Source organism: Amycolatopsis minnesotensis (genome assembly GCF_039529815.1).
GTDB lineage: Bacteria > Actinomycetota > Actinomycetes > Mycobacteriales > Pseudonocardiaceae > Amycolatopsis > Amycolatopsis minnesotensis.
In genome coordinates this window covers 46,707-69,538 of record NZ_BAAANN010000018.1, presented here as the reverse complement: position 1 = coordinate 69,538, position 22,832 = coordinate 46,707, and the positions used below count along the sequence as shown (strand labels likewise).

Here is a 22,832-nt window from a genome sequence, read left to right as displayed (position 1 = left end):
GGCTTGCCGCCCGTAGACCGTGGATCGCTCAGTGCACGCTGACCGGGTGCTGATCGGCGGCGGCGACGCTGGGGTCCTCGGCACCTGCCGAGGACCCACTTCCGAAAGGCTCGGCATGCAGATCCCCGGATTCGACTACCAGCGGGTGCCGGTCGCCGACGGCGTCGCGCTCAACGTCGCCGTCGGCGGCTCCGGCAGCCCGATCGTGCTGCTGCACGGGTTCCCCCAGACCCACCTGATGTGGCGGCACGTCGCCGCCGACCTCGCCGGTGACCACACCGTGCTCTGCCCCGACCTCCGCGGTTACGGGGACAGCGGCAAACCGGCCGATCCGACCGGGCTGGCCTACGCCAAGCGCACCATGGCCGCCGACGTCGTCGCGCTCGCGAAGGCGCTCGGGCACGACCGGTTCGCGCTCGCCGGGCACGACCGCGGCGCGCTGGTCGCCATCCGCGCCGGGCTCGACCACCCGGACGCGATCACCCACCTCGCTTCGCTGGACGTGCTGCCGACCCTGGATTCGTGGGAGGTGCTGCACGGCGTGCGCGCCGCCGTCGCCTTCCACCTGTACCTGATGGCGCAGCCGCCCGGCCTTCCGGAGGAGCTGATCGGCGCCGCGCCGGACGCGTTCTTCGGCCACTTCCTCGACGCATGGGCGGGGACCGCGGACGCGATCCCCGCCGACGTGCGCGCCGCCTACCTGCGCGCGTCCCGTGAAGCGGTGCCGTCGATCGTCGCCGACTACCGGGCGAGCGCCACCGTCGACATCGAGCACGACACCGCGGACCGGCAGGCGGGCAACCAGCTCCACATGCCGGTCACGGTCCTGCAGCAGGACTGGGGCGCCGCGCTCGGTTTCGAAGCCGCCGAAATCTGGCGGGCGTGGGCACCCGAGGTGGATCACCGCACGACCGGCGCCGGGCACTTCATGGCCGAAGAAGCGCCTGCCGAGGTGCTCAAAGCGATCCGGGAACTCCTCGCCCGCTGACCGGGATCAACGGCCGAGGAATTCCTTCAGCACGGCGAAAGTGGCTTCGGGCGCTTCGCGGTACGGAAGGTGCCCGCCGCCGGGGATCAGCTCGAACCGCGCGTCGGCGAACAGCTCGGCGTAGGCGCGGCCGAACTCCGGCGGGACCACCACGTCGTTCTCGCCCCACAGCAGGAGCGCGGGAACTCGCACGTCCGCGAGCCGCGGCCCCAGCTCCGGGTCCGCCATGTCCGGTCCGGCGTAGGCGCGCAGGGCGGCCATCGCTTCCGGCGACGGGCCCCGTCCCGGCGGCAGCGGGCCGCCCTGCCCCGGCATCGTGATCGACGGGCCGGGGATCTCGGGGCCGGAGGCACCGATCAGGACGAGCCGCGCGACGCGACGGCCGCCGTCGCGGACGGCCAGTTCGGCGGCCACCCAGCCGCCGAGCGAGGTGCCGACCACGGTGACTTCGTCCATTCCGGACTCTTCGAGCACGCCGAGGTAGGTGGCGGCGAGTTCGCCGACCCCGGAAAACCAGTCGGGTCGCGGAGTGCCGTCCCAGCCGGGATGCGTCGGCGCCAGCACGCGGTGCCCCGGCGCGAGGTGGTCGACGATGGAGGTCACGCTGTCCGGCCCCGCGCCGCCGTGCAGGACGAGCGCGGCGGGGCCGTCACCCGCCTCTCGCACGGTCACGGACAGGCCAGGCCGCGGTTCGAGCACGCGGCGGGTCAACGGTGGTGCCATCGGGGTCTCCTTGGATTTCAGTGTGCGGCGAACTGGTCGAGCAGGCTCTGCGGCGAATCGGCCGCGAAGGCGGAGACGAGGTTGGCGGCGGACTCCCCCGCCGATTCCTCGCTGCGCGGGAACAACGCGCGCTCGTAGGCGGCGAGCGCGGATTCGAGGTCACCGGGGTGCGCCGCGATGGCTTCCCCGAGTTCGGCACCGTCGAGCATGGCGAGGTTGGCGCCCTCGCCCGCGAACGGCGACATCAGGTGCGCGGCGTCACCGAGCAGCGTCACCCCTGGCACCCGGTCCCAGCTGTGCCCGACCGGCAGCGCGAAGATCGGGCGCGGGATGAGCGCGGTGTCGGCGTCCGCGAGCAGTGCGCGCAGGCTCGGGTCCCAGCCGTGGAAATGGCTCAGCACGGCGGATTTCGCGGCCGCGGTGTCCGCGAAGTCGATACCGGGGATCCAGTCCTCCGGCACTTCGAGCGCGGTGTAGACGTGCAGGCTCCCGTCGGGCTCGCGGTGCGCGAGGAAACCCTTCCCCGCGCCGATCGCGAACAGCATGCCCCCGCCGACGACGGTGGCGCTGACCGGATGACGGGTGTCGGCGTCGAGCAGATCGGCTTCGACGAAGGAAAATCCACTGTAGACAGGGGTGGCCGCGGACAGCAGCGGGCGAATCTTCGACCACGCGCCGTCCGCGCCGACGAGCAGGTCGGTGGTGAACGCGGTGCCGTCGGCGAGGGTGACCTCGTGCCTGCCGTGGCCGAGCGGGCGCGCACCGGTGACCTTCTGTCCCCAGTGGACGGTGCCGTCGGGGAGCGAGCCGAGCAGGAGATCCCGCAGCTTCCCGCGATCGACCTCGGGACGGCCGCCATCGCCGTCGTCGGCCTCCTCCATCCGGACGACCGCGTGCTCGTCCAGGATGCGCATCGCCTCCCCGCCGGCGTGGATCAGCTCGCGGAACTCGTCGTGCAGGCCCGCGGCGCGCAGGGCGAGCTGGCCGCTCTCTTCGTGGATGTCGAGCATGCCGCCCTGCGTGCGGGCGGTCGGTGAGGCTTCGAGTTCGTAGACGGCGGCGTCGAGTCCTCGCACCCGCAACACGCGGGCGAGGGTGAGGCCGCCGAGTCCGGCCCCGATGATCGCGATGGGGTGGTGTGTGGTCATTTCGGTTCTCCCTCCGGTACCGGGGTGTGCGCGATGCCGTTGAGCACGCTTCGAAGGCCCCACGAGAGCCGCTGCTCCGGAGTGCCCGAGAGCAGCCGGGGCCCGAGCGCGGCGATGCGCGGGTGGGTGTCCGCGGACACCCCGTGCAGCGCGCGGGTGAGCGCGTCCCATTCGTCGGCGTTGTCGCTGCTTTCGTCCTGGGTGGCGTGTTCCGCGGCGGTCGCGGTGGCGAGCTGCAGGAGCACGTCCACGCCCCACGCCGCCTGCGCGGGCGGGACGCCACCCTCGTCCAGCAGTGCCAGCAGCCGTTCGCACAGGTTCAGGTAGTTCTCGCCGCTCGGGCGCGCCGAAACCGCGGACCGCGCGAGGCTCGGGTACTCGAAGAGCGTCCGGGTGTACGAGCCGAGCACCTGCTCGACGCGTGCACGCCAGCTTCCCCGCTCCGGCGCCGTCTCGATCGTGCCCAGCAGCTCGTCCAGGATCGCCGCGTGCAGCTCGGCGGTGTTCCGGACGTAGACGTAGAGCGATGCCGGACCGGTGTCCAGTTCCTGGGCGATACGGCGCATGGTGACCTTCGGCAATCCCTCCGCCCGTAGCACGCCGATTGCGGCGGACACGATTCCCGCCCTGGTCAAAGCGGGTTTCGCGGGCCGTTCACGACGACTGCGCGGCACTTCTGGTGTCATATCCCCAATGTAACGAACATGTTCGTTACGATCTAGTTCGTAGCGAACATGTTCGTCACATCGTGGGGTCGACACCGGTCAGCTCGACACTGGCGGCCCACAGGCGCGCCGCGCTGTCAGGATCGGAGAGGTGCTCCCGGACCGGTTCGAGCGCCGGCAGGCCGCGCAGCCCGAAGACCCGTGGCCCCCAAAGCTGCCCGCCGGACACGGACGGGTCGAGCACCGCGCGCACGGCGGGCCAGGCGGCGGCTTCCTTCCCCTGCACGACGAGCCCGAGCGGCAGCCCGCGCAGCCGCTCGCCCGCGGTCCGCTCGTGCACCGGCGGGCGTGCCGGGGTCAGCGAATCCAGCGCGCCGCCGGGATGGGCCACCACGCACGCGGTCCCGCTGCCCGCCGCGCGCAGCCGCCGGTCGAGTTCGAAGCCGAACACCATCTGCGCCAGCTTCGACCGCCCGTAGGTCCGCTTCGGCCGGTAGTCGCGGGTGGACTGGAGATCGTCGAGGTCCAGGCGCTCCTGCTTTCCCGCGAAACTGCCCGTCACGACGACCCTGCTGCCCGGCGTCGCCGACAGCAGCGGCCCCAGCCGCGCGGTCAGCGCGAAGTGCCCGAGATGGTTGGTGCCGAACATCAGCTCGTTGCCATCGGCGGTTTCGCGCCGGGGCGGGTTGTCGAGCAGCACCCCGGCGTTCTGCACGACCGCGTCGAGGCGGTCGAGATCCAGCGCGCCGACCGAGGCTTCCAGCGAGGAAAGATCGGCGAGGTCGAGCCGGACGTGCCGGACCTCGGCGCCGGGGACCCTCGACCGGATCGACGTCAGCGCGGCCTCGGCCTTCGCCGCGTCCCTGCTGCCGATGACGACGGTGGCCCCGCTCCCGGCGAGCTGCTCGGCGACGAAGTAGCCGATCCCGGCGTTGCCACCGGTGACCAGGACCGTCTTGCCGTCCGCCCGCGGCGGCCGCCGGACGTCCCAGTGCGCACTGGACCGCATCGCTGACTCCTCGTGCTCAGGGAGGCCACAGCGACCTCCTCTGCCACGATTCCACAGCAACTACAAAAGTGCAATCACTACATCTTCGCAGTCGATGGTCTCGGCTTGCGGTGGCCTCGGCTTGCAGTGGCTTCGGCTTCAGGGCATGCCGACCCCGCCACGAACCCACGAGATCAGCCGGTGACCGACTCGTACAGGTCCCTGACGTCGGAGTCGAAGTAGGAGCTGTACGAGACGTCGGGCGAATCGCCGCCGTACTGGTAGCCGCCGATCACGCCGATCACCGTGCCGTCGCCGGTGGCCGCGTCCACATCGGTCACCCACGGGCCGCCGCTGGTGCCGTCCGGGAAACCGGGGCAGGCCACGCGCTGCTGGTAGGTGCCGGACCGGCTGGTGACGCCTTGGCAGACGGTCGGCGCGTCGGCTTCGTCGGGGTAGCCCGTCAAGGTGATCAGGTTGGGGAACCCGCGATCGGTGCCGAGGGTGTTCGCGCCGGTCAGGCTTTCCACGCTCGCCGAGGTCCCGTCCTGGCGCACGGTCAGGAACGCGAAGTCGAGATCGGGGTCGCCGCCCGACGCCCACCCGTCGGGGACGGCGGCGACGGTGACCGCCCACATGCCGTACGGAGCGATACCGTCGTGGTAGCCGGGCGCGAAGGTCAGCCCCTCGTAGTTCCCGGTGCCGTCGCCGTCGTTGACGCAGTGCGCGGCGGTGAGCACGACATCGCCCGCCGCGCTGTGCACGACGCTCCCGCTGCAGAAGTGCTCGTCACCGCCGAACAGCGCGCCGACGGACGGGCTGGCGGCGGGCGTGGTGATGACCGTTTTCGCGGCGAGCGAGGTGGTGTAGGCGTCGGCGGCGGCCGCCGTGGCGTCGCTCGTGTCCCCGGTCGTCGTGTCGGTGCTGACCACGACGCCGAGTACCAGCAACACCGTCGCCGCGGCCGCTCCCGCGGGCCGGAAAGTCTTGAACGCCACGGTGTCAGATCATCACAGCGCCGCCGCGAACGCATCCCGTCACACGCGATCCACAGGTATCTCACAGCGATTCACACCATTGGCCCAAGTTCGCGCCGCTCGCTGAGAAAATCGGCCAGCAGCGGGCCGAGCACATCGGGACGGTCCAGCGGGACGAGGTGACCGCAGTCCTCGACGAGATGCGCGACGAGGTCGTCGGCGATCGGGCGGAGCTGGCGTTCGAGCGCGTTGCCCACCGGGTGGGCGCCGATCGCCATGGTGGGCACGGTGAGCCTGCCGGACACCACGGCCTCGTCGATCTGCCTTGCGGACGCTGGCATCGCGCGGTAGTGCGAGAACGCGGCGCGCAGCGCGTCGTGGCCGCGATAGGCCTCGACGAACCGGTCCCTGATCTCCCCCGGCACTCCGCGCCCGTGCGTGCCCGCGTCGAGGAACCAGTCGACGTACTCGGCCTCGTGTCCGATTAGGACGGTCTCGGCGAGGCCGGGGACGGCGTGGAAGCCGAACCACCACGGCGGGCCACCGGCGAGGAAGTCCTCCGCGCCCGGCAGCCTGCCGAGCAGGGACTCCAGCACGACGAGCCGCCGCACGCGGTCCGGCCGCCGCATCGCCAGCAGGAAGGCGGGCGGCGCGCCCGCGTCGATGCCGACCACCGACGCGACCGGTTCGCCGAGCGCGTCGAGCAGGCGTTCCGCGTCGACGGCCAGGGTGCCCGCGTCGTAGCCGTCGGCGGGGCGAGCGGTGGCCCCGAGCCCGCGCAGGTCCGGCGCGATGACCCGATGGGTCCGTGCCAGGCGGGGCAGGATCGCGTGCCAGAGCTGCCACGTGTGCGGGAACCCGTGCAGCAGCAGCACGGGACTGCCCTGCCCGGCGACCGCCGCGCTGATCTCGATGCCGTTGGCCACGACGCGACGCAGCTCGATATCGGACATGGGCAGCCCCTCAAGTCGGTTACCTTTGGTTACTATGAAACGGTAGGTAACCGATGCGGTCGTGCCAAGACCGCACTTCCGAGTCAGGTGGTGAGCCCGAGGTGACCTCCCTCCGTCCGGCGAAGGGCGATGTGTTCGACCCCGACTGCCCGGCCCGCCGCCTGCTGGACCGCATCGGCACGAAGTGGACGTCGATGGCGGTCAAGGTCCTCGCCGAGGCATACCCGCACGAGGTGCGCTTCGCCGAGCTTCGCCGCCGCATGCCCGGTATCTCGCAGAAGATGCTCTCCACGACCCTGCACGGCCTCACCCGTGACGGGCTGGTCGAGCGCCGGGTGGAACCGGTGGTGCCGCCGCGGGTGCACTACCGGCTCACGGAGCTGGGGCTGTCGCTCGACGCGCCGCTGGCCGCCGTCCGGGACTGGGCCGAAACGCACATGGCCGAGATCGACCGCGCCAACGCGGCGAGCGGCACCGCCGAGAAGTGACGAGTGGATCGCCGGGCCGCTCCTTCGTCAGGATCCGGCGCCGAGGGTGAGCCGGCCGAGCGGGGAGTCGAGCGCACCGCGCTGAGCCGCGGTGAGCCGGTCGGGCACGGCGACGGCGGTGCAGGCACCCGATCCGGTGTGGCGGAGTACCACCGGATCGGTGAGGTCGGGACGTTTTTCCGCGTCGCGCAAGGCAATCTCGACCCGGTCGAGCGGCCAGCCCAGTGCGAGGGACAGCTCGCGCGCGGTGCGTGGCGTGCCGGCGTGGACGAGCGCGGCGAGCACCGTCAGCGCGTCGTCGAAGGCGACCGCGCCCGCGCCCCCGCTCATGTCCTCGGCCAGGCGCGCGAAGAACTCGCCCATCTGCTCCAGCCTGGCCCCGGCCGGGGTGGCCGTGCCGAAGAGCGCGGCGCCTTCCCGCGCGGTGTCGGACCACCGGGCGTTGGTCCTGGCGCTGGTCAGCCAGGTGCGGAGCCACACGTCGTCGTCGATCAGGTAGGTCTCGTGGCGTTGCCCCGGAACGCGGGCACGGCCGACGACGTCCAGTTCCTCGAGGTAGGCGACGGCCTTGGACACCGACGCGGGGCTGACCCGGAGCCCCCGCACCAGTTCGCCCGCGGTCAGCGCACCGGAATCGGTGGTGACGAGGCAGGCGAACACGCGCGCCGCCATCCTCGGCAGCCCGGACAGCATCATCTGCGCCGCGAGCCGGTCCACGAACTCGCCGGCCGCCGCCGGGTCCCTGCCTTCGGCACCCGCCGTCGATTCCGCGGCCCAGCCCCGTTTCGGCCTGCGGGCGCGCCGCCACGCGGCCTGGTGCGCCCGGCCGGCCCGGTAGTCCCCCGGCCCGCCGTTGCGCGCCACTTCCCTGCTGACCGTCGATGTCGGCCTGCCGAGCTCCCTGGCGATCTCGGCGTAGCCGAGCCCGTCGGACAGGCCCGACGCGATGCGCCTGCGGTCCTGGCTGGTCAGCCTGCCTCCCGGCATCGGCGCCCCCCTTCCGGTTTCCCCCAGTGTGCATTCACGATCACCGCATTGCAACGACAATACCGAAAATCGTTGCGTTCACCCTCAGCGCGATTGCGTCAATTGATTGGTTCCTTGCAGGTAAAACTCCGGAAAGCGCGTCCCTGTCAATTGACGCTCGCGTGAACGCTTCGTAGCGTTCCTGATGACTTCACCGAGAATTCGACCGAGGGCGGAATCGATGACGAACAAGGGGGTCGTGGTCGATGTCGACGGCCTGCGCATGCGCTACGGCACGACCGACGTCCTGCACGAGGTGACCTTCCGCGCGCGGCACGGCGAGGTGCTGTGCCTGCTGGGGCCGAACGGCGCGGGCAAGACGACGACGATCGAGATACTGGAAGGGTTCCGGCTGCGCTCGGCCGGCCGGGTCGAAGTGCTCGGCACGGATCCGGCCCACGCCACCGAATCGTGGCGCGCTCGGGTCGGGGTCGTGCTGCAATCCTGGCGGGACCACGGAAAGTGGCGCGTGCGCGAACTGCTCGCCCATCTCGGCTCCTACTACGCGCCCTATTCCAGCGAACGCGTCGAACGGCCGTGGGACGCGGGCGAACTCGTTGCCGCGGTCGGGCTGACCGAGCACGCGGACAAGAAGGTCCGGATGCTTTCCGGCGGGCAGCGGCGCAGGCTCGACGTGGCGATCGGTCTCGTCGGACGCCCCGAACTGGTCTTCCTCGACGAACCGACCGCGGGGCTGGACCCGGTGGCCAGGCGCGAATTCCACGCGCTGGTGCAGAACCTCGCCGCAGCGGGGGAAACGACGATCCTGCTCACCACGCACGATCTGCACGAGGCCGAGAAACTGGCCGACCGCATCCTGGTCCTCGACGGCGGCCGGATCGCGGCCGACGGCACCGCGGCGGAACTGGCGAAGCAGATCGCGGGCGAGGACGAGGTGCGCTGGACCCGTGCCGGGAAGCGGTTCTCCCGGGCGACCACCGAATCGACCAAGTTCACCTTCGAGCTTTTCAAGCGGTACGGCGAAGCGATCGAGGACCTCGAAGTCCGCCGGTCCTCGCTCGAAGACACCTACCTGTCGCTGGTCCACCACGCCGAATCCGGAGTCGCAGAATGAATTCAGCGGTGCTGCGCGCGGGCTGGACCCGTGGCGCGATCGAGCTGCGCCAGTCCTTCACCAACGGCGCCGACCTGTGGGGGCACTGCTTCTGGCCGCTGCTGATGGTGGCGGTCACGTTCTTCCTCCGCGACGTTTCCTTCGGTGGCACCGGATTCGCGCTCGGCACGCTGGTGCTGCCCGGCATCCTCGGCATGAACGCGTCGATGGCGATGGTGACGATGAGCCAGCAGCTCACCGCCGAACGCGAGGACGGCACCCTGCTGCGCGCGAAGGCGACGCCGAACGGAATGGCGGGCTACCTCGTCGGAAAGATCGTCTCGGTGTCCGGCGGGCTCGTCGCCGATCTCGCGATCTTCCTGGTGCCCGCGCTGCTGATCGTCCCCGGTCTCACCGTCGGCAGCGCGGGCTCGTGGCTGACACTCGCCTGGGCGCTCGCGCTGGGACTGGTCGCGACGCTGCCGATCGGGGCCGTGCTCGGCTCGGTGTTCACCAGCGCACGCGCGCAGGGCCTGATCACGCTGCCGATACTGGGCATGATCGCGGTGTCCGGCATCTTCTACCCGGTCACCGCGCTGCCGGACTGGCTGCAGTGGATCGCCCAGGTGTTCCCGATCTACTGGCTCGGCCTCGCGATGCGCTCGGCGCTGCTGCCCGACGGCGCCGTCAGCATCGAGATCGGCGAATCGTGGCGGCACCTGGAAACCGTCGGCGTGCTGGGCGCGTGGGCCGTGCTCGGCGTACTGGTCGCCCCGGTCGTGCTGCGCCGCATGGCCCGCCGCGAATCCGGTTCGAGCGTCGCGGACCGCAGGGAACGGGCACTGCGGCGCATCGGCTAGTCCACTGTGGACCTGTCGGCGCGGAGGCGGGCGAGGTAGATGTCCCGCGCCGCCAGGCTGGTGGCCATGTGCCGGACCAGCGGGTCGAAGAACGACCTGCGGTAGTTCGAGTCCGTCACCGCGGCCGCCGCGAAGTAGAGCGCCGAGAACGCCGCGATGAACAGGGAAACCTGGAGCAGCTCGTTCGGCGGGGGCACCTCGAACCCGAAGAGCTTCCCGGTGGTCGGGTCGTGCCCGATCCACGCCTTGATCACCGAGTCCTTGATGGTGATGACGCCGAACACCACGAAGAACACGAACGTCAGGACGGACAGCACCAGCGTCTGCAGGATCTGGGTCAGCACCAGCACGAGCACCAGGTTCCAGCGCTCCAGCTTCCGCAACGGCGCGCTGGGCGCCTCCGTGGCGGCACCCGCCGCGAACGGAGTGCCGTCCAGCTTGCCCGGTTCCGGCTCGACGGCGTCCTTTCCGGTCAGCGAATGGACTTCGTCGGACAGCGTCGACATCAGGAACAGGATCGCGATCACCGAGAACAGCCCGACCACGAGCCACATCTGGTGCCTGCTCAGCTCGGCGGCGACCTGCCAGATCTCGGTGGTGTAGAACCCGAAGACGGTGAACAGCAGCAACAGCGGGAGCGCGCGGCTGGTCAGGTCGCCGAGCCTGCCGAGCTGGCGGAACGCCGCGCGCAGCGCCCAGCCGAGAATCGAGCCGCCGCCGAAGAACGCGGCCACCAGCAGCGCCACGAGCAGGCCGACCTGCACCGCGGCCCCGCCCGGCAGCGAGTAGTGCGGCGGGGTCAGCCGGTCCACCACGGGGTTGACCACGACGAAGACCGCGGCCACCACTGCGGCGGTGGCTGTCCCGCGCCGGTCGAGCACCCGCATACGGACCCACTTGGCGGCGAACCAGGCACCGAGCGGCGGCAGGACCGCGAGGCACAGCAGCAGGCCGATGAAGAGCAGCGCGAACTCGCCGGTCTTCATCAGCCGGTCGAGGTCCTCCTCGCTCCGGTCGAGGATGGCCGCGACCCCGGCGGAGAACCCCAGGAACAGCAGCAGGAACACCTCGCCGGGCACGATGCGCACGAGGAGCTGCGCCGGCTTTCCCTTGACCACGGCAGGCAGCCCCCTGCGCCGGAACCACTGCTCCGCGATGTCGCGGTCGTGCTGGTCCATCACTCGCCCCTCCCCGTGCCCACTGCGAACGCGCTCAGGCTAGCCGTGGCGCCCCGCATGCCCCGAAGGTCACCTTCGGGGCATCAGCGCGTCGATTCCGGTGAGCTGGGTGGCGAGGTCGCGGGTCCGCCGAAGCACGCCCGCATCGCCCCTGAAGGACGCCTTCAGGGAACCAGACGTCACAAACCCGGCCTTCACCCTGGACCGCCCCACCCTAATTAACTCAGGTGAAACTGGACAGTTTCACCTGAGTTAATTAGGGTGGGTGCCATGCCGGAACGCGTCTCCGAAACGGCCGTGCGGGCCGCACACGACCTGCGGGTGCTGATCGGCCGACTTCGCCGCAGGGTGAAGGAAGCCGGGGGCGATGGCGAGCTGACGCCTTCGCAGGAGTCGGTGGTCAGGAGACTGGACCGGGAGGGGCCCTTGTCGGCGAGCGATCTCGCCGCCGCGGAGCGGGTCCGCCCGCAGTCGATGGCCGCCGTGCTCGCGGCACTCGATGAGCGCGGGTGGATCGAGCGACAGCCCGATCCGCACGATGGGCGCAAGCAGTTGCTCTCGCTGACTGCCGCCGCGCTGAAGGACCTGCGCGACTGGCGGCGGCTGCGCGAGGAATGGCTCGCGCGCGCCCTGCAGGACCGTTACACGCACGACGAACGCAAGACCATCACCGAGGCACTGGCGCTGCTCTACCGGATCACCGAGCCGTGACGAGCGCCGGCCTCCCCTGCACCGGGAAAGAGAATCCATGGCACTGACCACAGTGGACGCGAACACCGCACTGGTGCTCATCGACCTGCAGAACGGCATCACCGGGTCGCCGACTACGCCGTACAGCGGCGCGGAGGTGGTGGCGCGGGCGACCGGGTTGGCTGACACCTTCCGCGCGCACGGCGCGACGGTCGTGCTGGTGCGGGTGACCTTCGCCCCCGACGGTGCGGACGCCCCGACCGGCCGCACCGAGAGCCCCCGCGCCGGCGGAACACCGCCCGAAGGCTGGGACGTCATCGTCGACGAACTCGCGGGGCATCCCGAGGACATCGTCGTGACCAAGCGCAACTGGGGCGCCTTCCACGGCACGGACCTCGACGTGCAACTGCGCCGCCGCGGCGTCACGCAGATCGTGCTGGCCGGCATCGCCACCAGCTTCGGCGTGGAGTCGACCGCGCGCGCCGCCCACGAGCACGGCTACCACGTCACACTCGCCACCGACGCGATGACCGACCTGAACGAGGACGCGCACCGGAACAGCATCGAGCGCGTCTTCCCCCGCCTCGGCGAAACCGGGACCACGGCCGAAATCGTCGAGCTGTTCGAGAAAACCCGGCCCTGACCGCGACACCTAGCCCAGCGGCGCCGAGCGCAACGCCACCTTCATCGCGACGTCCCGCAGCGTCGTGAATCCGCGCAGGTGGACCATGCGGGACGTCAGCGAGGCGGCGCGAGCGAGCCGCTGGGTAGGACCGCGGCGACGGGCGTCGTACGCGGCCAACGCGGCTTCGACCGTCGAGTGCGCGATCAAGCAGTCGGCCACCGACACCCCGTCCAGCAGGGCTTCGCAGCCGCCGCGGCCGAGCGTGGGACTCATCGCGTGCGCGGCGTCGCCGACGAGCGCGACCCTGCCGCGCACGTACGCCGGCAACGGCGGGTCCAAGTAGTACAGACCGTGGCGGAGCACCGAAGCTTCGTCGAGACCGTCGAGGACCTCCCGCACCCCGCGGTGCCAATGTCCGAAGTGGACGCGGAGCGCGGCGGCCTCGCCACCGGGTGCGCGATCGGTCTCCAGTGCCAGCGCGCTGGCGTAGAAGTTGACGCGCCCGCCGTCCCTCGGGGTGCTGCCGAACAGCGAACCGTCGCCCCAGGTCTCGGTCATCGCGCGGATGGCGCCGTCCGCGCTGCCACGCCACGCGGTGCTGCCGGTGTACCTCGCGCGGTACCGCCCGCCGAACAGCGCCGTCCTGATTCCACTGCCGAGACCGTCCGCGGCGAGCACGACATCGGCGTCCTCGAGTTCGCCGAGCGCCGAAACCTCCGAGCCGAACCGCACCGCGCCGGGCGGCAACGCGCTCGCGAGCAACCCCAGCAGCGCGGGCCTCGACAGCATCCGCACCGCGTCACCGGTACGCCGTCGCATGGCCTCGACGTCGAGCGAAGCGATCCGGCGGCCGTCCGCGCGCAGGAACGTGCTGCCCGACGGCGCGGGACCGAGATCCCTGGCCCGCTCGCCTAGCCCGAGATCGTCGAGCGCCCGCAACGCGGACGGCCAGATGCCGAGCGCGGTTCCCGTCTCGGGCAGTGCCGCCGCGCGCTCGTGCACCGTCACCCGCCAGTCGTGGGCCAGCAGCCGGGCCGCCGCAGCGAGCCCGCCGATACCACCGCCGACGACGATCGCGTGTCCGTTCATGACACCACGGTACTACGTTCATAGTATTTTTCACTATGTTTATAGTGTCGCATGAGCCGGAGACGGGATCAGGTGCTCGCGGCGGCGGTCGAAGTCCTCGGCGCCGACGGCACGCGCGCGCTGACCTACCAGGCGGTGGACACCGAAGCCGGTGTGCCCGCCGGGACCACGTCCAACTGCTTCCGCACCCGCGACGCGCTGGTGCGCGGTGTGCTGGCGCACCTGGTCGAACTGGACCGCGCCGACTGGGACCGGTTCACCCGGATCCCGCCCGCCGACGCGGACGCGCTCGCGAGCGCGCTCGCGGGGCTGGCACGGCACGCGGCCGGGCCCGGCCGCGCACGGACGAGGGCGCGGTTCGCGCTGTTCCTCGAAGCGGCGGCGCGGCCCGAGCTGACGGATCTGCTCGCCGCCGGGCGCGAGGCGGTGCTGGACTGGGGCGAGCAGTGGCTGGCCCCGCTCGCCCCCACCGCGCCGCGCGAGCTGTACCGGCGGCTGATCGGCCACCTCGACGGCGTCGTGCTGCACCAGCTCACCTTCCCCGCCGACCCGTTCGACCCCGCGCCCGGTTTCCGCGCACTCGTCCGGGAATCCACAATGGACTGAGCTGGCGCGGCAGCGGAGCGGCCCCCGATTCCGGTACCGTCGCGGGATGCGCCTGTTGTTCTCCTCCGGGGCCGGTCACAGCCATATCGCGCCGATGCTGCCGCTGGTCGCCGCGGCCAGGGACGAGGGGCACGAGATCGTGTTCGTCACCGGGCCGTCCGCGGTGCGGCACGCCGAACTGCCCGGCGTCCGCACGGTCGCGATCGGGGCCGAAACGGCCGGATCATTCGACCGCTACCTCGAGAAGTTCCCGCGAGAGACGTTCGACGGACTCACCCAGGACGAGAAGTTCGCCCACATGATGGCCCACTACATGGTCGGGATTGGCGCCGCCGGGCGGGTCGGCGACCTGCTCGACCTCGTCCGCGACTGGCGGCCGGACCTGGTGATCACCAATCTCGCCGAGCGCGCGGCGATGATGGCCGCGGTGGCGGCGGGCGTGCCCTACGCGATGCACGCGATGGGGCCGCCCAAGTCCGCGGCACTGATGGCCGACGCCTGGCGAGTCGCGGGCGACATCGTGCGGGACTTCGGGGTCGCCGAGCTGCCGCCGCGTGACGACGTGCCGTACCTGGACATCTGGCCGGACGCGCTGTACCCCGGCGGCGTCGAATGGGAGTACCCGGCCCGGTGGCCGCTGCGCCCGGAAGCGGCGGTGCCGGTCGCGGGAGAACCGCATCCCGCGCTGTCGGGCCTGCCCTACGAGCGGACCGTGTACGTCACTTCGGGCACCACGCACAACACCCGGCCCGGCGTGCTCGAAGCGATGATCGGCGCGCTGCGCGAAGAACGGGTCAACGTCGTGGCGACCATCGGCCGCGACGGTGACCGCGAGCGGTTCGGCGCCCAGCCGGCGCACGTGCGCATCGAGCACTTCGTGCCGCAGGAACGGCTGCTGCCGCACGTCGACGCGGTGGTGTGCCACGCGGGCGCGGGCACCGTGCTCGGCGCGCTCGCCCATGGCGTGCCGCTGGTGACGACCCCGTTGGCGACCGACCAGTTCGACGCGGCGGACCAGGTCGGCCGGGCCGGGGCCGGCGTGGTCGCGGAAGCGTCGGCGGACGCGGTGCGCGACGCGGTCGGCACCGTCTTGGCGGATCGGTCCTTCCGGGAAGCGGCGGGCGCCGTGGCGGCGCGGATCGCCGCGATGCCGTCACCCCGCGAGGTGCTCGACCGGCTCGCGCGCTGAAACCGGGTTGCCCCGCGAACACGCGTTACCGGAGGATGCGGGCATGCGCTTCTCCGTGAACATCCCGAACTTCGGCGAATTCGCAGACGCGAGGACCGTCGCATCCGTGGCCGCCGCGGCCGAGGAAGCGGGCTGGGACGGCCTCTTCCTGTGGGACCACGTCGTGCACGTGAAGAGCGCACGGCGCACCTTCGGCGACCCGTGGATGCTGCTCACCGCGGCCGCGCTGGCCACGAGCCGCATCAAGCTCGGCGCGATGGTCACCCCGGTGGCGAGGCGGCGGCCGCACCAGCTCGCCCGCCAGGTGTCCACTTTGGACCAGATGAGCGGCGGCAGGGTGGTGTTCGGCGCCGGGCTCGGCGCGCCCGTCGAGGACGAGTTCGGCAGCTTCGGCGAGCCGACGGAGCCGGTGGTGCTCGCGGAGATGCTCGACGAGGGCCTCGACCTGCTCGACCGCTACTGGTCCGGCGAACCGGTGAACCACCAAGGCAGGCACTACCGGGTCGACGACGTCACGCTGCTGCCGACGCCAGTGCAGCGGCCGAGGGTGCCGGTGTGGGTGGCCGGGTACTGGCCGAACCGCCGCCCGATGCGCCGTGCGGCGCGGTGGGACGGCGTCTTCCCGCTGTTCCCCTCGGCCAACCACGGCTACGCACCGCCGGTCGGCGAGGTCCGCGACCTCGTCGCCTACCTCGGCGAACACCGGGAAGACGGCAAGCCTTTCGACGTCGTCGTCGGCGGTACCAGCCCCACCGACCCCGCCGCCGCGCGCGACCTGGTCGCGCCGCTCGCCGACGCGGGTGCGACCTGGTGGGACGAACGGCGGCACATCGACGAGCCGGGGCTGGACGAACTCACCCCCATCCTGCGCCGGATCGAGCAGGGCCCGCCTAGCCGGTGACCGCCGGGATCCAGGCGAGGCCGTGCGCACCGGCACCCGCTTCGATCGTGTGCACGGCCTCGAAGGCACGCAGATCGATGACGGTGACCGTGCCGGTGAACGCGTTCGCCACGTAGGCGGTCGCACCGTCCGATGTGGACCGGATGGTGAGCACGCCCGTCCCGATCGGCACGGTGGCGATCTCCTCGACGGTGGCGGCGTCGTACACGTGCAGCAGCCCGTTCTGGTGCGTGATGTCACCTTCCGTCCACTCCGCGCGCATCTCGGCGGCGAGCACGAGCCCGCCCGCGGTCGCGTGCACGGCGGAGATGCGGTGCTCGGTCCACACCGTCCCGACGATCTCGTCCGTCGCGGTGTCGATCACCCGCAGCCCGGTCTCGCCGCGCGACGGGCCCGGCGCCAGCACTGGCGCCGCCACGAACACCTTGCCGCCCGCGAAGGCGATGCCCTCGCTGCCCGGCACCTCCACCCGCCCTGCCATGCGGCCGTCCTCGATGTCCACAACGGACAGGAACGGCGCTTCCTTGTTGGAGGTGTAGGCGCGCCTCCCGTCCGCGGTCATGGCGAACCAGTGCGGGCCCGGCGCCTCGGCCGCGATCCTCCGCCGCACCTCGCCCGTGTCGGGATCGACGGCCAGCAACGCGCCCGGCTCCGTCGCCGTGGCCTCCACGCTGACGTAGAGCACATCGTTCGCGTCGTCGAGCCGGAGATCGTGCGGCCCGTTCTCGGGTGCCAGGTCGATCGTCCGCACCACGACCCTGGTGTCGACGTCGATCACGCTGACCAGGTGTCCCTTGGCGGGGTGCTCGAAGTACCAGCCCGAGTCGTAGGTGTGGCTGACGTACACCAGGCGCCGCTTCGAATCGTAGGCCGCTTCGTGCGGCTGCGGCGGCACGTCGACCTTGCCCACCAGCTCGTACGAACCCGCGTCGTAGAACCGCACGTCGCACGCCTGCTGACCGACCACCGCCAGCATCTCCACCATCGCGGACCACCTTTCCTTCGCTTCCGCTCTGGTGTCCACGCTAGAATCGTCCGTCGATCAACTCCAGTGCCCTTTTCGCAATGACTCTTTTCACCAAACGCAATCCTCTGGGCGCCTTGGCTCGCGCGCCCTCAAGGATGCCCGATGGAGATCAAGGTGGGGTCCGCCGCGCACTCCCTGAAGGGTCCCAGTCTCCAAGGGTCACCTTCGGGGCATGGGCCACCCGTGGCGCGGGCTGCCAGCGCGGCATCGACGCACTGGCAGCCACAAATCGGAAATCAGCCGCCGATGACGTGGTACCCGCTGACGAAGGCCCGGGCGAGCAGCCCGCCTTCGCATTTTGCCACCGACGGGCCGAAGCCGTGCGGAACGAACGTGCCGAGCGCGTACCAGTAGGCGCCGCCGGTCGAGCAATGGGCGACCACCCGGTAGCCGTATTCGCCGCCCGCGGTGACACGGCAGCGCACCGCGATCGCCTCGCCGAACAGGATGTCGTAGCGCGCACCGAAACAGCCGGGACGCGGCCGGTCCGGGCTGGCGGCGGACGCTGGGGAAGCGGTGGGGGCCGGGGCGGCGGACGCCGGGGCAGCCGCGGCGAAGAGCAGGAAAAGGGCGCTGAAGGCCAAGCCGGCAACTCTGCGTTTCATGATGACTCCCATAACTCGCGGAAATATCCCGAAATTGATCTTGCGGAGAGTTCTGCAATTCTGCGGTGTAGCCGAAATGGATGGTGACACGAGAAAACCGCGTGGACCACAGTCCTCGGTGAACCGGCGGCGCGATCGGTTTTCGCCGAGGGCCGCCCGGTTGCCGCAGGCACCTGCTCAGGCGAGTGATGAGGCGGTGCCGAGCGCCACGGGCACAACATTCTTCCGGGCGTTCACATCACTCCATCGAAGAGAGCCACATCGGGCGCCGTCGCAGAGCGCAACACGGTCGATCGACACGCGGTTCACCGGTTCGAATGAATCACGGCCCGGTGCTTCACCGGCCGTGCTGCGTCCCACCCGACGCACACCGGCCCGTCCCGGTCAAAGGCCCGCGAGCCAGCGCCGGGTCTGCGCCACCGAGGTCAGCCGGATCACCGCGGGCGCCGCCGGGTCCGCTTCCCAGGCCCGCATGCGGTCGCGTTTGCGGCGGAACGACTTGAAGTGCCACCAGACGATCCAGTCGCGGGTGAACATCTGGCCGAGGCTCTCGGTATTGCCGTTGCAGACCTCGCGACGGTCCACGGCGCGCGCGATCGTCCGCCGCACCAGCCGCCCGAGCGAAAGCCACCTCGGATAGTCGAGCGCCACGATGAGCTGCACCCTGGCCATCGGCACGTCGAGCCACTTGCCGTACGCGGAATCGAGCACCCAGCGCTCGCCTTCGCACACGGCCGCAATCCGCCGCCGCTGCTCCTCCGCCGCGACCTCGACCCAGCCGGGTTCCCAGGTCAGGTCGTCGACGGAATGCCACGGTAACCCGGTCCGCGCCGCGATCCGTGCGGCCATGGTGCTCTTACCCGCCCCGGTGACGCCGTAGACGAGGATGCGATCGGCCATGGGGCGATCCTAGATCCTGCCACCCCGCGCGAGTTCCAGAATTGTCCACTGTGGACCAGTGACCCCGTGGTCAGCCTGCCGGCTGCGCGGCGAGCAGCCCCAGCACGCCATCGACGGCCTGGTCGAACGGGGTGGTGGAATCGGCGGCGCGCGCGAGCACGTAGCCGCCTTGGACCACCGCGACGACGGTGGCGGCCGTGGCCGCGGGATCCAGCCCGGCAGCCAGCTCACCGCTCTGGACACCTTCGGTGAGGACGCCGGCGATCCGCTCGCGCAGCCACGCGAAGGTGTCCTCGACGGGACGGCGGAGCGTGGCGTCGGCCATCACGTCCGGGTCCTGGGTGAGCCGCCCGACCGGACAGCCCTTGAGGACCGCGCGCTCACGGCGGAGGTAGGCGGTGATCCGCTCGACGGCGGTGCCGGGCGCGGTGAACTGGGCGTCCGCCGCGACCCGGAGTTCGTCCGCGCTGCGCGTGATCGCGGCGAGCGCCAGGTCGGGCTTCCCGTCGAAGTGGTGGTACATGCTGCCCTGCCCGGCTCCGGCGCGCCGCTGGATGGCCTTGGGGCTGGTGCCGACGTACCCGCGCTCCCACAGGAGTTCGCGCGTGCTTTCGATCAGGCGCTCCGACGTGCTCACGGACCACACTGTACCTACTAGTACGTATCGCGCACCAGCCCCGACCGGTCACTCGAAGGACGGCGCCTCCGCCAGCGCGTTGAGCGCCGTGACGATCGTCCGTTCCTCGTAGTCGAAATGGCGTTCCAGTTCGGCGGCGAGCGCGGCGAGCCGGTCGCGCAGCAGCACCGGATCGCCCTCCCCCGGCACGTACCCGTCAACGAGCCGCTGGATCTCGTTCTGCAGCCGCGAAACGACCTCGTGCTGCTGTCCCAGCTCCGCCAGTGCCGGGGCGAGCGCGGGGAACTGCCGCGCCAGCATGGGGAACGTCGCGACGTCCTCACCGGTGTGGTGCCGCTTCAAGGCGGTGCAGAAGTTGAGGCAGTGCGTGCGCATCTCGTGCCCGAGATCGGGTGGCGTGCGCGCGATCGTCGTGGCACTGCCGTTCACGAGTTCGCCCGCCCGCCTGCCCAGTTCGGCGAGTTCGTCGCGCAGCCAGTCGTGCACCCCCTTGAGCCAGTCGCCCATCCCGTTCACCCGGTCGGTCCGGTGCAGCACCACCACCGGGATCACACGAGTGGTCTTCGCCTGGTATTCGCCATATCCGGGTTCCTGTTCGACGACCTTCTCGAACAGCTTGTCCCGTTCTTCCCCCGACGGCAGCGCCGCGATCGCGGTATAGGTGTCGGCGCCGGTTTCCACCGTGACGATCGGATTGTGCCGGATGTTGTGGTACCAGTCGGGATTCTTCGGCGACCCCATCGCCGAGGCGATCACGACGGCTTTCCCGTCGATTTCCAGGTAGCCCAGAATGCTTTCCCTGCGCTGGCCGGTCCTGGCGCCGACGGTCGTCAGCACCGCCAGCGACCAGCCCTCGAACATGCCGCTGAGCTGGCCCTTGCTGTCCCGGAACTCCGCGATGACCTGCCGCTGGAACGCGTGCACGTCGAAGTCCTGGTAATTCTCGGTCATGTAGTCCTTTCCCGGTCGAATTGACGCCGGAGAAGCGGGAACCACACCAGTGAACGGGCACGACAGAGCCCCGCGGGGCCAACGCACAGGAAAAGAGCGCAACTGTTCCCTCGATCAGGAACGGTGAATTGCGCGAGACGGATCGTGCCGTTCTCGGTGATGGCTGAGTTAGCCGCTACCTCCATGCGTAGGCCCATACGGGGCTCGCCGAAAACACTAACACGGGCACGCCGGCCGCGGCCAGCAAGTGCGCCCTTTTGCTGGTCCGGCAACAAACTTTGCCGCACCGATCGGTACCGGCGGATCGTGGCGCCGGGGGATCACCGAGACCGAGGGAGCGTCATGACGGACACACAGCGGAACACACCCGGCCAGTTCTCCGCGGAGCTGGAACGGGACACGACCGAGCGCGTGCTCGGGGACCGGCGGCACGGCATGGGCCACGACCTCCCGCCGTTCGACGAATCCTCGTGGGACGAGCGGTACCGCAGCCGGGACTCCATCTGGAGCGGACGGCCGAACCCGCAACTCGTCACGGAGGTCGCGGATCTCGCGCCCGGCACGGCGCTCGACGTCGGCTGCGGCGAAGGCGGTGACGCCATCTGGCTCGCCGGGCAGGGCTGGCAGGTCACCGGGATCGACTTCGCGACCACCGCGCTCCGGCGCGCCGAGGCACACGCCGACGCCGCGGCGGTCGGCGACCGCGTCCGCTGGGTGCACGCCGACCTGCTCACCTGGGTACCGGAAACCCGGTTCGACCTGGTGTCGGCCCAGTTCATGCACCTGCCCAACCCCGAACGCGGAGTGCTGGCCGCCAGGCTCGCCGCCGCCGTGGCGCCCGGCGGCACGCTGCTGATCGTCGGCCACGACTTCTCCGACGTGCGGACCTCGGCCGGACGACCGAACCTGCCCGACCTGTACTACACCGCAGACGAACTGGCGGGCGCGCTCGAAGCGGACGCCTGGGAGATCCTCGCCGAAACGAGGCCGCGCAACGCTTCCGACCCCGAAGGCAAGGAAATCACCGTCCGCGACACCGTGCTCCGCGCCCGCAAACGAGCTTCCGGCACGCCGGGGTCATGACCTTCGCGGGAGCGCAGCTTCCGCTATCGACGTCGCGTGCGGTGCGGATGCCCTGCAGGTGGCCTTCGGGGCGTCGGATTCCCTCAAGGGCACCTTCAGGGCGTGTGGCCTGAAGCAGGGCGGACCCGGTGAAGGCTAGATCCGCGAGATTCGCGTCTCTGAAGGCTTTCTTCGGGGCGCCAGCGTAGAAGCGAGAAGGAGATGGGAGTCGCGAGATCCCCAGCACATGCCCCCAAGGACGCCTTCGGAGAATCTGACGCCCCAATCTCGCCCTTCGCGGCGCGCGGCAGGGCGGCGCCCGTGCCCTAAAGGACGCCTTCGCGGCGTCAAATTCCCCGAAGGGCGCCTTCAGGGCATCAGCATCGCCATGTCGCGCGCCGCGAGGGGCGAGCTCGCGGCGTTAGATTCCTTGAAGGTGCCCTTCAGGGAATCGGCGGGGTCGCGCGGCTCCGCCCCGATCGCCCGCTCCGCCGGATCGCATGCCTCGCGCGGTCCCCGATCACCCGCCGCGGCCCGATCCGCGCCCCGCTCCGCCCGCTCCTGCTCGGTGCTTCCTGCCGCGTTGCCCTGAAGGCGACCTTCGGGGCGTCAAATTCCCTGAAGGCCACCTTCGGGGCACCAGGGTTTGACATGCAGCCGCCCGGCTGCCTATCTTAAAAGGCAGCCGAACGGCTGCATGTGAGGACGGGGATGTGGACGAGGTGTTCCGGGCGCTGGCCGATCCCAGCAGGCGCCTGCTGCTCGACAGCCTGAACGCCAACAGCGGGCAAACCCTGCGCGAGCTGTGCGCGGGCATGGACATGGCGCGCCAGTCCGTCAGCAAGCACCTCGCGGTGCTGGCCGCGGCGAATCTGGTGACCACGGCCTGGCGCGGCAGGGAAAAGCTGCACTACGTGAACGCCGAGCCGATCAACGCCATCGCCGAACGCTGGATCAACCAGTACGACCGGAAGCGGGTGCGCGCGCTCGCCGACCTGAAGCAGGCATTGGAGCAGAAACCTTTGAGCAGCAACGACTTCGTCTACACCACCTATATCGACACCACCCCGGAACGGCTCTGGCAGGCGCTCACCGACCCGGCGTTCACCCAGCAGTACTGGGGCCTCGGGATCGAATCCGACTGGGCCGAGGGCTCGCCCATGACCTGGTCGGACAACGGGAAGACCGGCGATCCCGAGCAGGTCGTGCTCGAATCCAAGCCGTACCGGCGGCTCGTCTACACCTGGCACACGTTCACGAAGGAATGGGCCGACAACGCGGGCGTGGACGAGGACGTGCTCGCGAAACTGGCCGCCGAGCGCCGCTCCACGGTCTCCTTCGACATCGAACCCCGGGAGGGTTCGGTGAAGCTCACCGTCGTGCACGGGAACTTCGAGCCGGAAAGCACGTTGCGGACCATGATCTCGCAGGGCTGGCCCGCGTTGCTGGCCAGCCTCAAGACCCTGCTCGAAACCGGCAAGGCACTGCGGTCCTGAGCACCG

The 22,832-nt window shown here is 70.7% G+C and carries 25 protein-coding genes; 11 read left to right on the top strand and 14 right to left on the bottom strand.

Annotation, left to right across the window (positions count from 1 at the left end):
• The first annotated feature begins 115 nt into the window (after positions 1-115).
• Positions 116-988 carry an alpha/beta fold hydrolase gene (locus ABD256_RS22835; RefSeq protein ID WP_344422560.1) on the top strand — a complete coding sequence of 291 codons (873 nt, stop codon included), beginning with the start codon at positions 116-118 and terminating at the stop codon, positions 986-988.
• Positions 989-994: 6 nt separating this feature from the next.
• On the opposite strand, the gene ABD256_RS22830 is transcribed toward ABD256_RS22835, so the two are convergent.
• From ABD256_RS22830 to ABD256_RS22805, 6 genes are all read right to left on the bottom strand, one after another.
• Complete coding sequence (locus ABD256_RS22830) at positions 995-1,711, bottom strand: alpha/beta fold hydrolase (protein ID WP_344422281.1); 717 nt, start codon at positions 1,709-1,711, stop codon at positions 995-997.
• Between the two features lie 17 nt (positions 1,712-1,728).
• Positions 1,729-2,859, bottom strand: a complete 1,131-nt coding sequence (locus tag ABD256_RS22825; RefSeq protein ID WP_344422278.1) for an FAD-dependent oxidoreductase — start codon at positions 2,857-2,859, stop codon at positions 1,729-1,731.
• Positions 2,856-3,545, bottom strand: coding sequence for a TetR/AcrR family transcriptional regulator (locus ABD256_RS22820; RefSeq protein WP_344422275.1), 690 nt, complete (start codon positions 3,543-3,545; stop codon positions 2,856-2,858). The genes ABD256_RS22825 and ABD256_RS22820 overlap by 4 nt, the downstream gene beginning before the upstream one ends.
• Positions 3,546-3,600: 55 nt before the next feature.
• Positions 3,601-4,533, bottom strand: coding sequence for an SDR family NAD(P)-dependent oxidoreductase (locus tag ABD256_RS22815; RefSeq protein WP_344422272.1), 933 nt, complete (start codon positions 4,531-4,533; stop codon positions 3,601-3,603).
• Positions 4,534-4,706: 173 nt separating this feature from the next.
• Entirely contained in the window at positions 4,707-5,510 is an 804-nt protein-coding gene (locus tag ABD256_RS22810; RefSeq protein ID WP_344422269.1) for a trypsin-like serine peptidase, read from the bottom strand.
• 71 nt (positions 5,511-5,581) lie between these two features.
• A complete protein-coding gene (locus ABD256_RS22805; protein ID WP_344422266.1) occupies positions 5,582-6,442 on the bottom strand; it encodes an alpha/beta fold hydrolase in 861 nt (286 codons plus the stop codon).
• Positions 6,443-6,543: 101 nt separating this feature from the next.
• On the opposite strand from ABD256_RS22805, the gene ABD256_RS22800 reads away from it, so the two are divergent.
• A complete protein-coding gene (locus ABD256_RS22800) occupies positions 6,544-6,930 on the top strand; it encodes a winged helix-turn-helix transcriptional regulator (RefSeq protein WP_344422262.1) in 387 nt (128 codons plus the stop codon).
• Between the two features lie 27 nt (positions 6,931-6,957).
• On the opposite strand, the gene ABD256_RS22795 is transcribed toward ABD256_RS22800, so the two are convergent.
• Positions 6,958-7,917 carry a helix-turn-helix domain-containing protein gene (locus ABD256_RS22795; RefSeq protein ID WP_344422258.1) on the bottom strand — a complete coding sequence of 320 codons (960 nt, stop codon included), beginning with the start codon at positions 7,915-7,917 and terminating at the stop codon, positions 6,958-6,960.
• Positions 7,918-8,137: 220 nt separating this feature from the next.
• Here ABD256_RS22795 and ABD256_RS22790 point away from each other — a divergent pair, with 220 nt between their 5' ends.
• Together ABD256_RS22790 and ABD256_RS22785 are read left to right on the top strand one after the other, a co-directional pair.
• A complete protein-coding gene (locus ABD256_RS22790; protein WP_344422255.1) occupies positions 8,138-9,031 on the top strand; it encodes an ABC transporter ATP-binding protein in 894 nt (297 codons plus the stop codon).
• Positions 9,028-9,870, top strand: coding sequence for an ABC transporter permease (locus tag ABD256_RS22785; RefSeq protein WP_344422252.1), 843 nt, complete (start codon positions 9,028-9,030; stop codon positions 9,868-9,870). The genes ABD256_RS22790 and ABD256_RS22785 overlap by 4 nt, the downstream gene beginning before the upstream one ends.
• On the opposite strand, the gene ABD256_RS22780 is transcribed toward ABD256_RS22785, so the two are convergent.
• Entirely contained in the window at positions 9,867-11,048 is a 1,182-nt protein-coding gene (locus ABD256_RS22780) for a hypothetical protein (RefSeq protein ID WP_344422249.1), read from the bottom strand. The two genes, ABD256_RS22785 and ABD256_RS22780, sit on opposite strands and share 4 nt — an antisense overlap.
• A 270-nt stretch (positions 11,049-11,318) precedes the next feature.
• On the opposite strand from ABD256_RS22780, the gene ABD256_RS22775 reads away from it, so the two are divergent.
• Both ABD256_RS22775 and ABD256_RS22770 read left to right on the top strand, forming a co-directional pair.
• Positions 11,319-11,759 (top strand): MarR family winged helix-turn-helix transcriptional regulator, encoded by a 441-nt coding sequence (locus tag ABD256_RS22775; RefSeq protein ID WP_344422246.1) that lies wholly within the window; start codon positions 11,319-11,321, stop codon positions 11,757-11,759.
• A gap of 37 nt (positions 11,760-11,796) precedes the next feature.
• Positions 11,797-12,381 (top strand): hydrolase, encoded by a 585-nt coding sequence (locus ABD256_RS22770; protein WP_344422243.1) that lies wholly within the window; start codon positions 11,797-11,799, stop codon positions 12,379-12,381.
• Between the two features lie 9 nt (positions 12,382-12,390).
• Here ABD256_RS22770 and ABD256_RS22765 read toward each other — a convergent pair whose 3' ends face one another.
• Positions 12,391-13,452: an FAD-dependent monooxygenase gene (locus tag ABD256_RS22765; RefSeq protein ID WP_344422240.1), complete on the bottom strand. Its 1,062-nt coding sequence runs from the start codon at positions 13,450-13,452 to the stop codon at positions 12,391-12,393.
• A 51-nt stretch (positions 13,453-13,503) separates the two neighbouring features.
• Between ABD256_RS22765 and ABD256_RS22760 the strand changes: the two genes are divergently transcribed.
• Genes ABD256_RS22760 through ABD256_RS22750 form a run of 3 tightly spaced genes read left to right on the top strand, consistent with a single transcriptional unit; the run spans position 13,504 to position 16,148 of the window.
• A complete protein-coding gene (locus tag ABD256_RS22760; protein ID WP_344422239.1) occupies positions 13,504-14,058 on the top strand; it encodes a TetR/AcrR family transcriptional regulator in 555 nt (184 codons plus the stop codon).
• 46 nt (positions 14,059-14,104) lie between these two features.
• Entirely contained in the window at positions 14,105-15,247 is a 1,143-nt protein-coding gene (locus tag ABD256_RS22755) for a glycosyltransferase (RefSeq protein ID WP_344422236.1), read from the top strand.
• Between the two features lie 43 nt (positions 15,248-15,290).
• Entirely contained in the window at positions 15,291-16,148 is an 858-nt protein-coding gene (locus ABD256_RS22750) for an LLM class flavin-dependent oxidoreductase (RefSeq protein WP_344422233.1), read from the top strand.
• Here ABD256_RS22750 and ABD256_RS22745 read toward each other — a convergent pair.
• From ABD256_RS22745 to ABD256_RS22725, 5 genes are all read right to left on the bottom strand, one after another.
• Positions 16,138-17,172, bottom strand: coding sequence for a YncE family protein (locus ABD256_RS22745; protein WP_344422230.1), 1,035 nt, complete (start codon positions 17,170-17,172; stop codon positions 16,138-16,140). The two genes, ABD256_RS22750 and ABD256_RS22745, sit on opposite strands and share 11 nt — an antisense overlap.
• A 239-nt stretch (positions 17,173-17,411) precedes the next feature.
• Positions 17,412-17,780 carry a hypothetical protein gene (locus ABD256_RS22740; RefSeq protein ID WP_344422227.1) on the bottom strand — a complete coding sequence of 123 codons (369 nt, stop codon included), beginning with the start codon at positions 17,778-17,780 and terminating at the stop codon, positions 17,412-17,414.
• A gap of 384 nt (positions 17,781-18,164) precedes the next feature.
• Entirely contained in the window at positions 18,165-18,680 is a 516-nt protein-coding gene (locus ABD256_RS22735) for a P-loop NTPase family protein (protein ID WP_344422224.1), read from the bottom strand.
• A 70-nt stretch (positions 18,681-18,750) separates the two neighbouring features.
• Positions 18,751-19,317 (bottom strand): TetR/AcrR family transcriptional regulator, encoded by a 567-nt coding sequence (locus ABD256_RS22730; RefSeq protein WP_344422221.1) that lies wholly within the window; start codon positions 19,315-19,317, stop codon positions 18,751-18,753.
• 48 nt (positions 19,318-19,365) lie between these two features.
• The gene (locus ABD256_RS22725; protein WP_344422218.1) at positions 19,366-20,268 is read right to left on the bottom strand and encodes a nitroreductase/quinone reductase family protein; all 903 of its coding nucleotides are present in this window, start codon (positions 20,266-20,268) and stop codon (positions 19,366-19,368) included.
• A 342-nt stretch (positions 20,269-20,610) separates the two neighbouring features.
• Here ABD256_RS22725 and ABD256_RS22720 point away from each other — a divergent pair, with 342 nt between their 5' ends.
• Both ABD256_RS22720 and ABD256_RS22715 read left to right on the top strand, forming a co-directional pair.
• A complete protein-coding gene (locus ABD256_RS22720) occupies positions 20,611-21,351 on the top strand; it encodes an SAM-dependent methyltransferase (protein WP_344422215.1) in 741 nt (246 codons plus the stop codon).
• Positions 21,352-22,043: 692 nt separating this feature from the next.
• Positions 22,044-22,826, top strand: coding sequence for an ArsR/SmtB family transcription factor (locus ABD256_RS22715; RefSeq protein ID WP_344422212.1), 783 nt, complete (start codon positions 22,044-22,046; stop codon positions 22,824-22,826).
• The last annotated feature ends 6 nt before the right edge of the window (positions 22,827-22,832 follow it).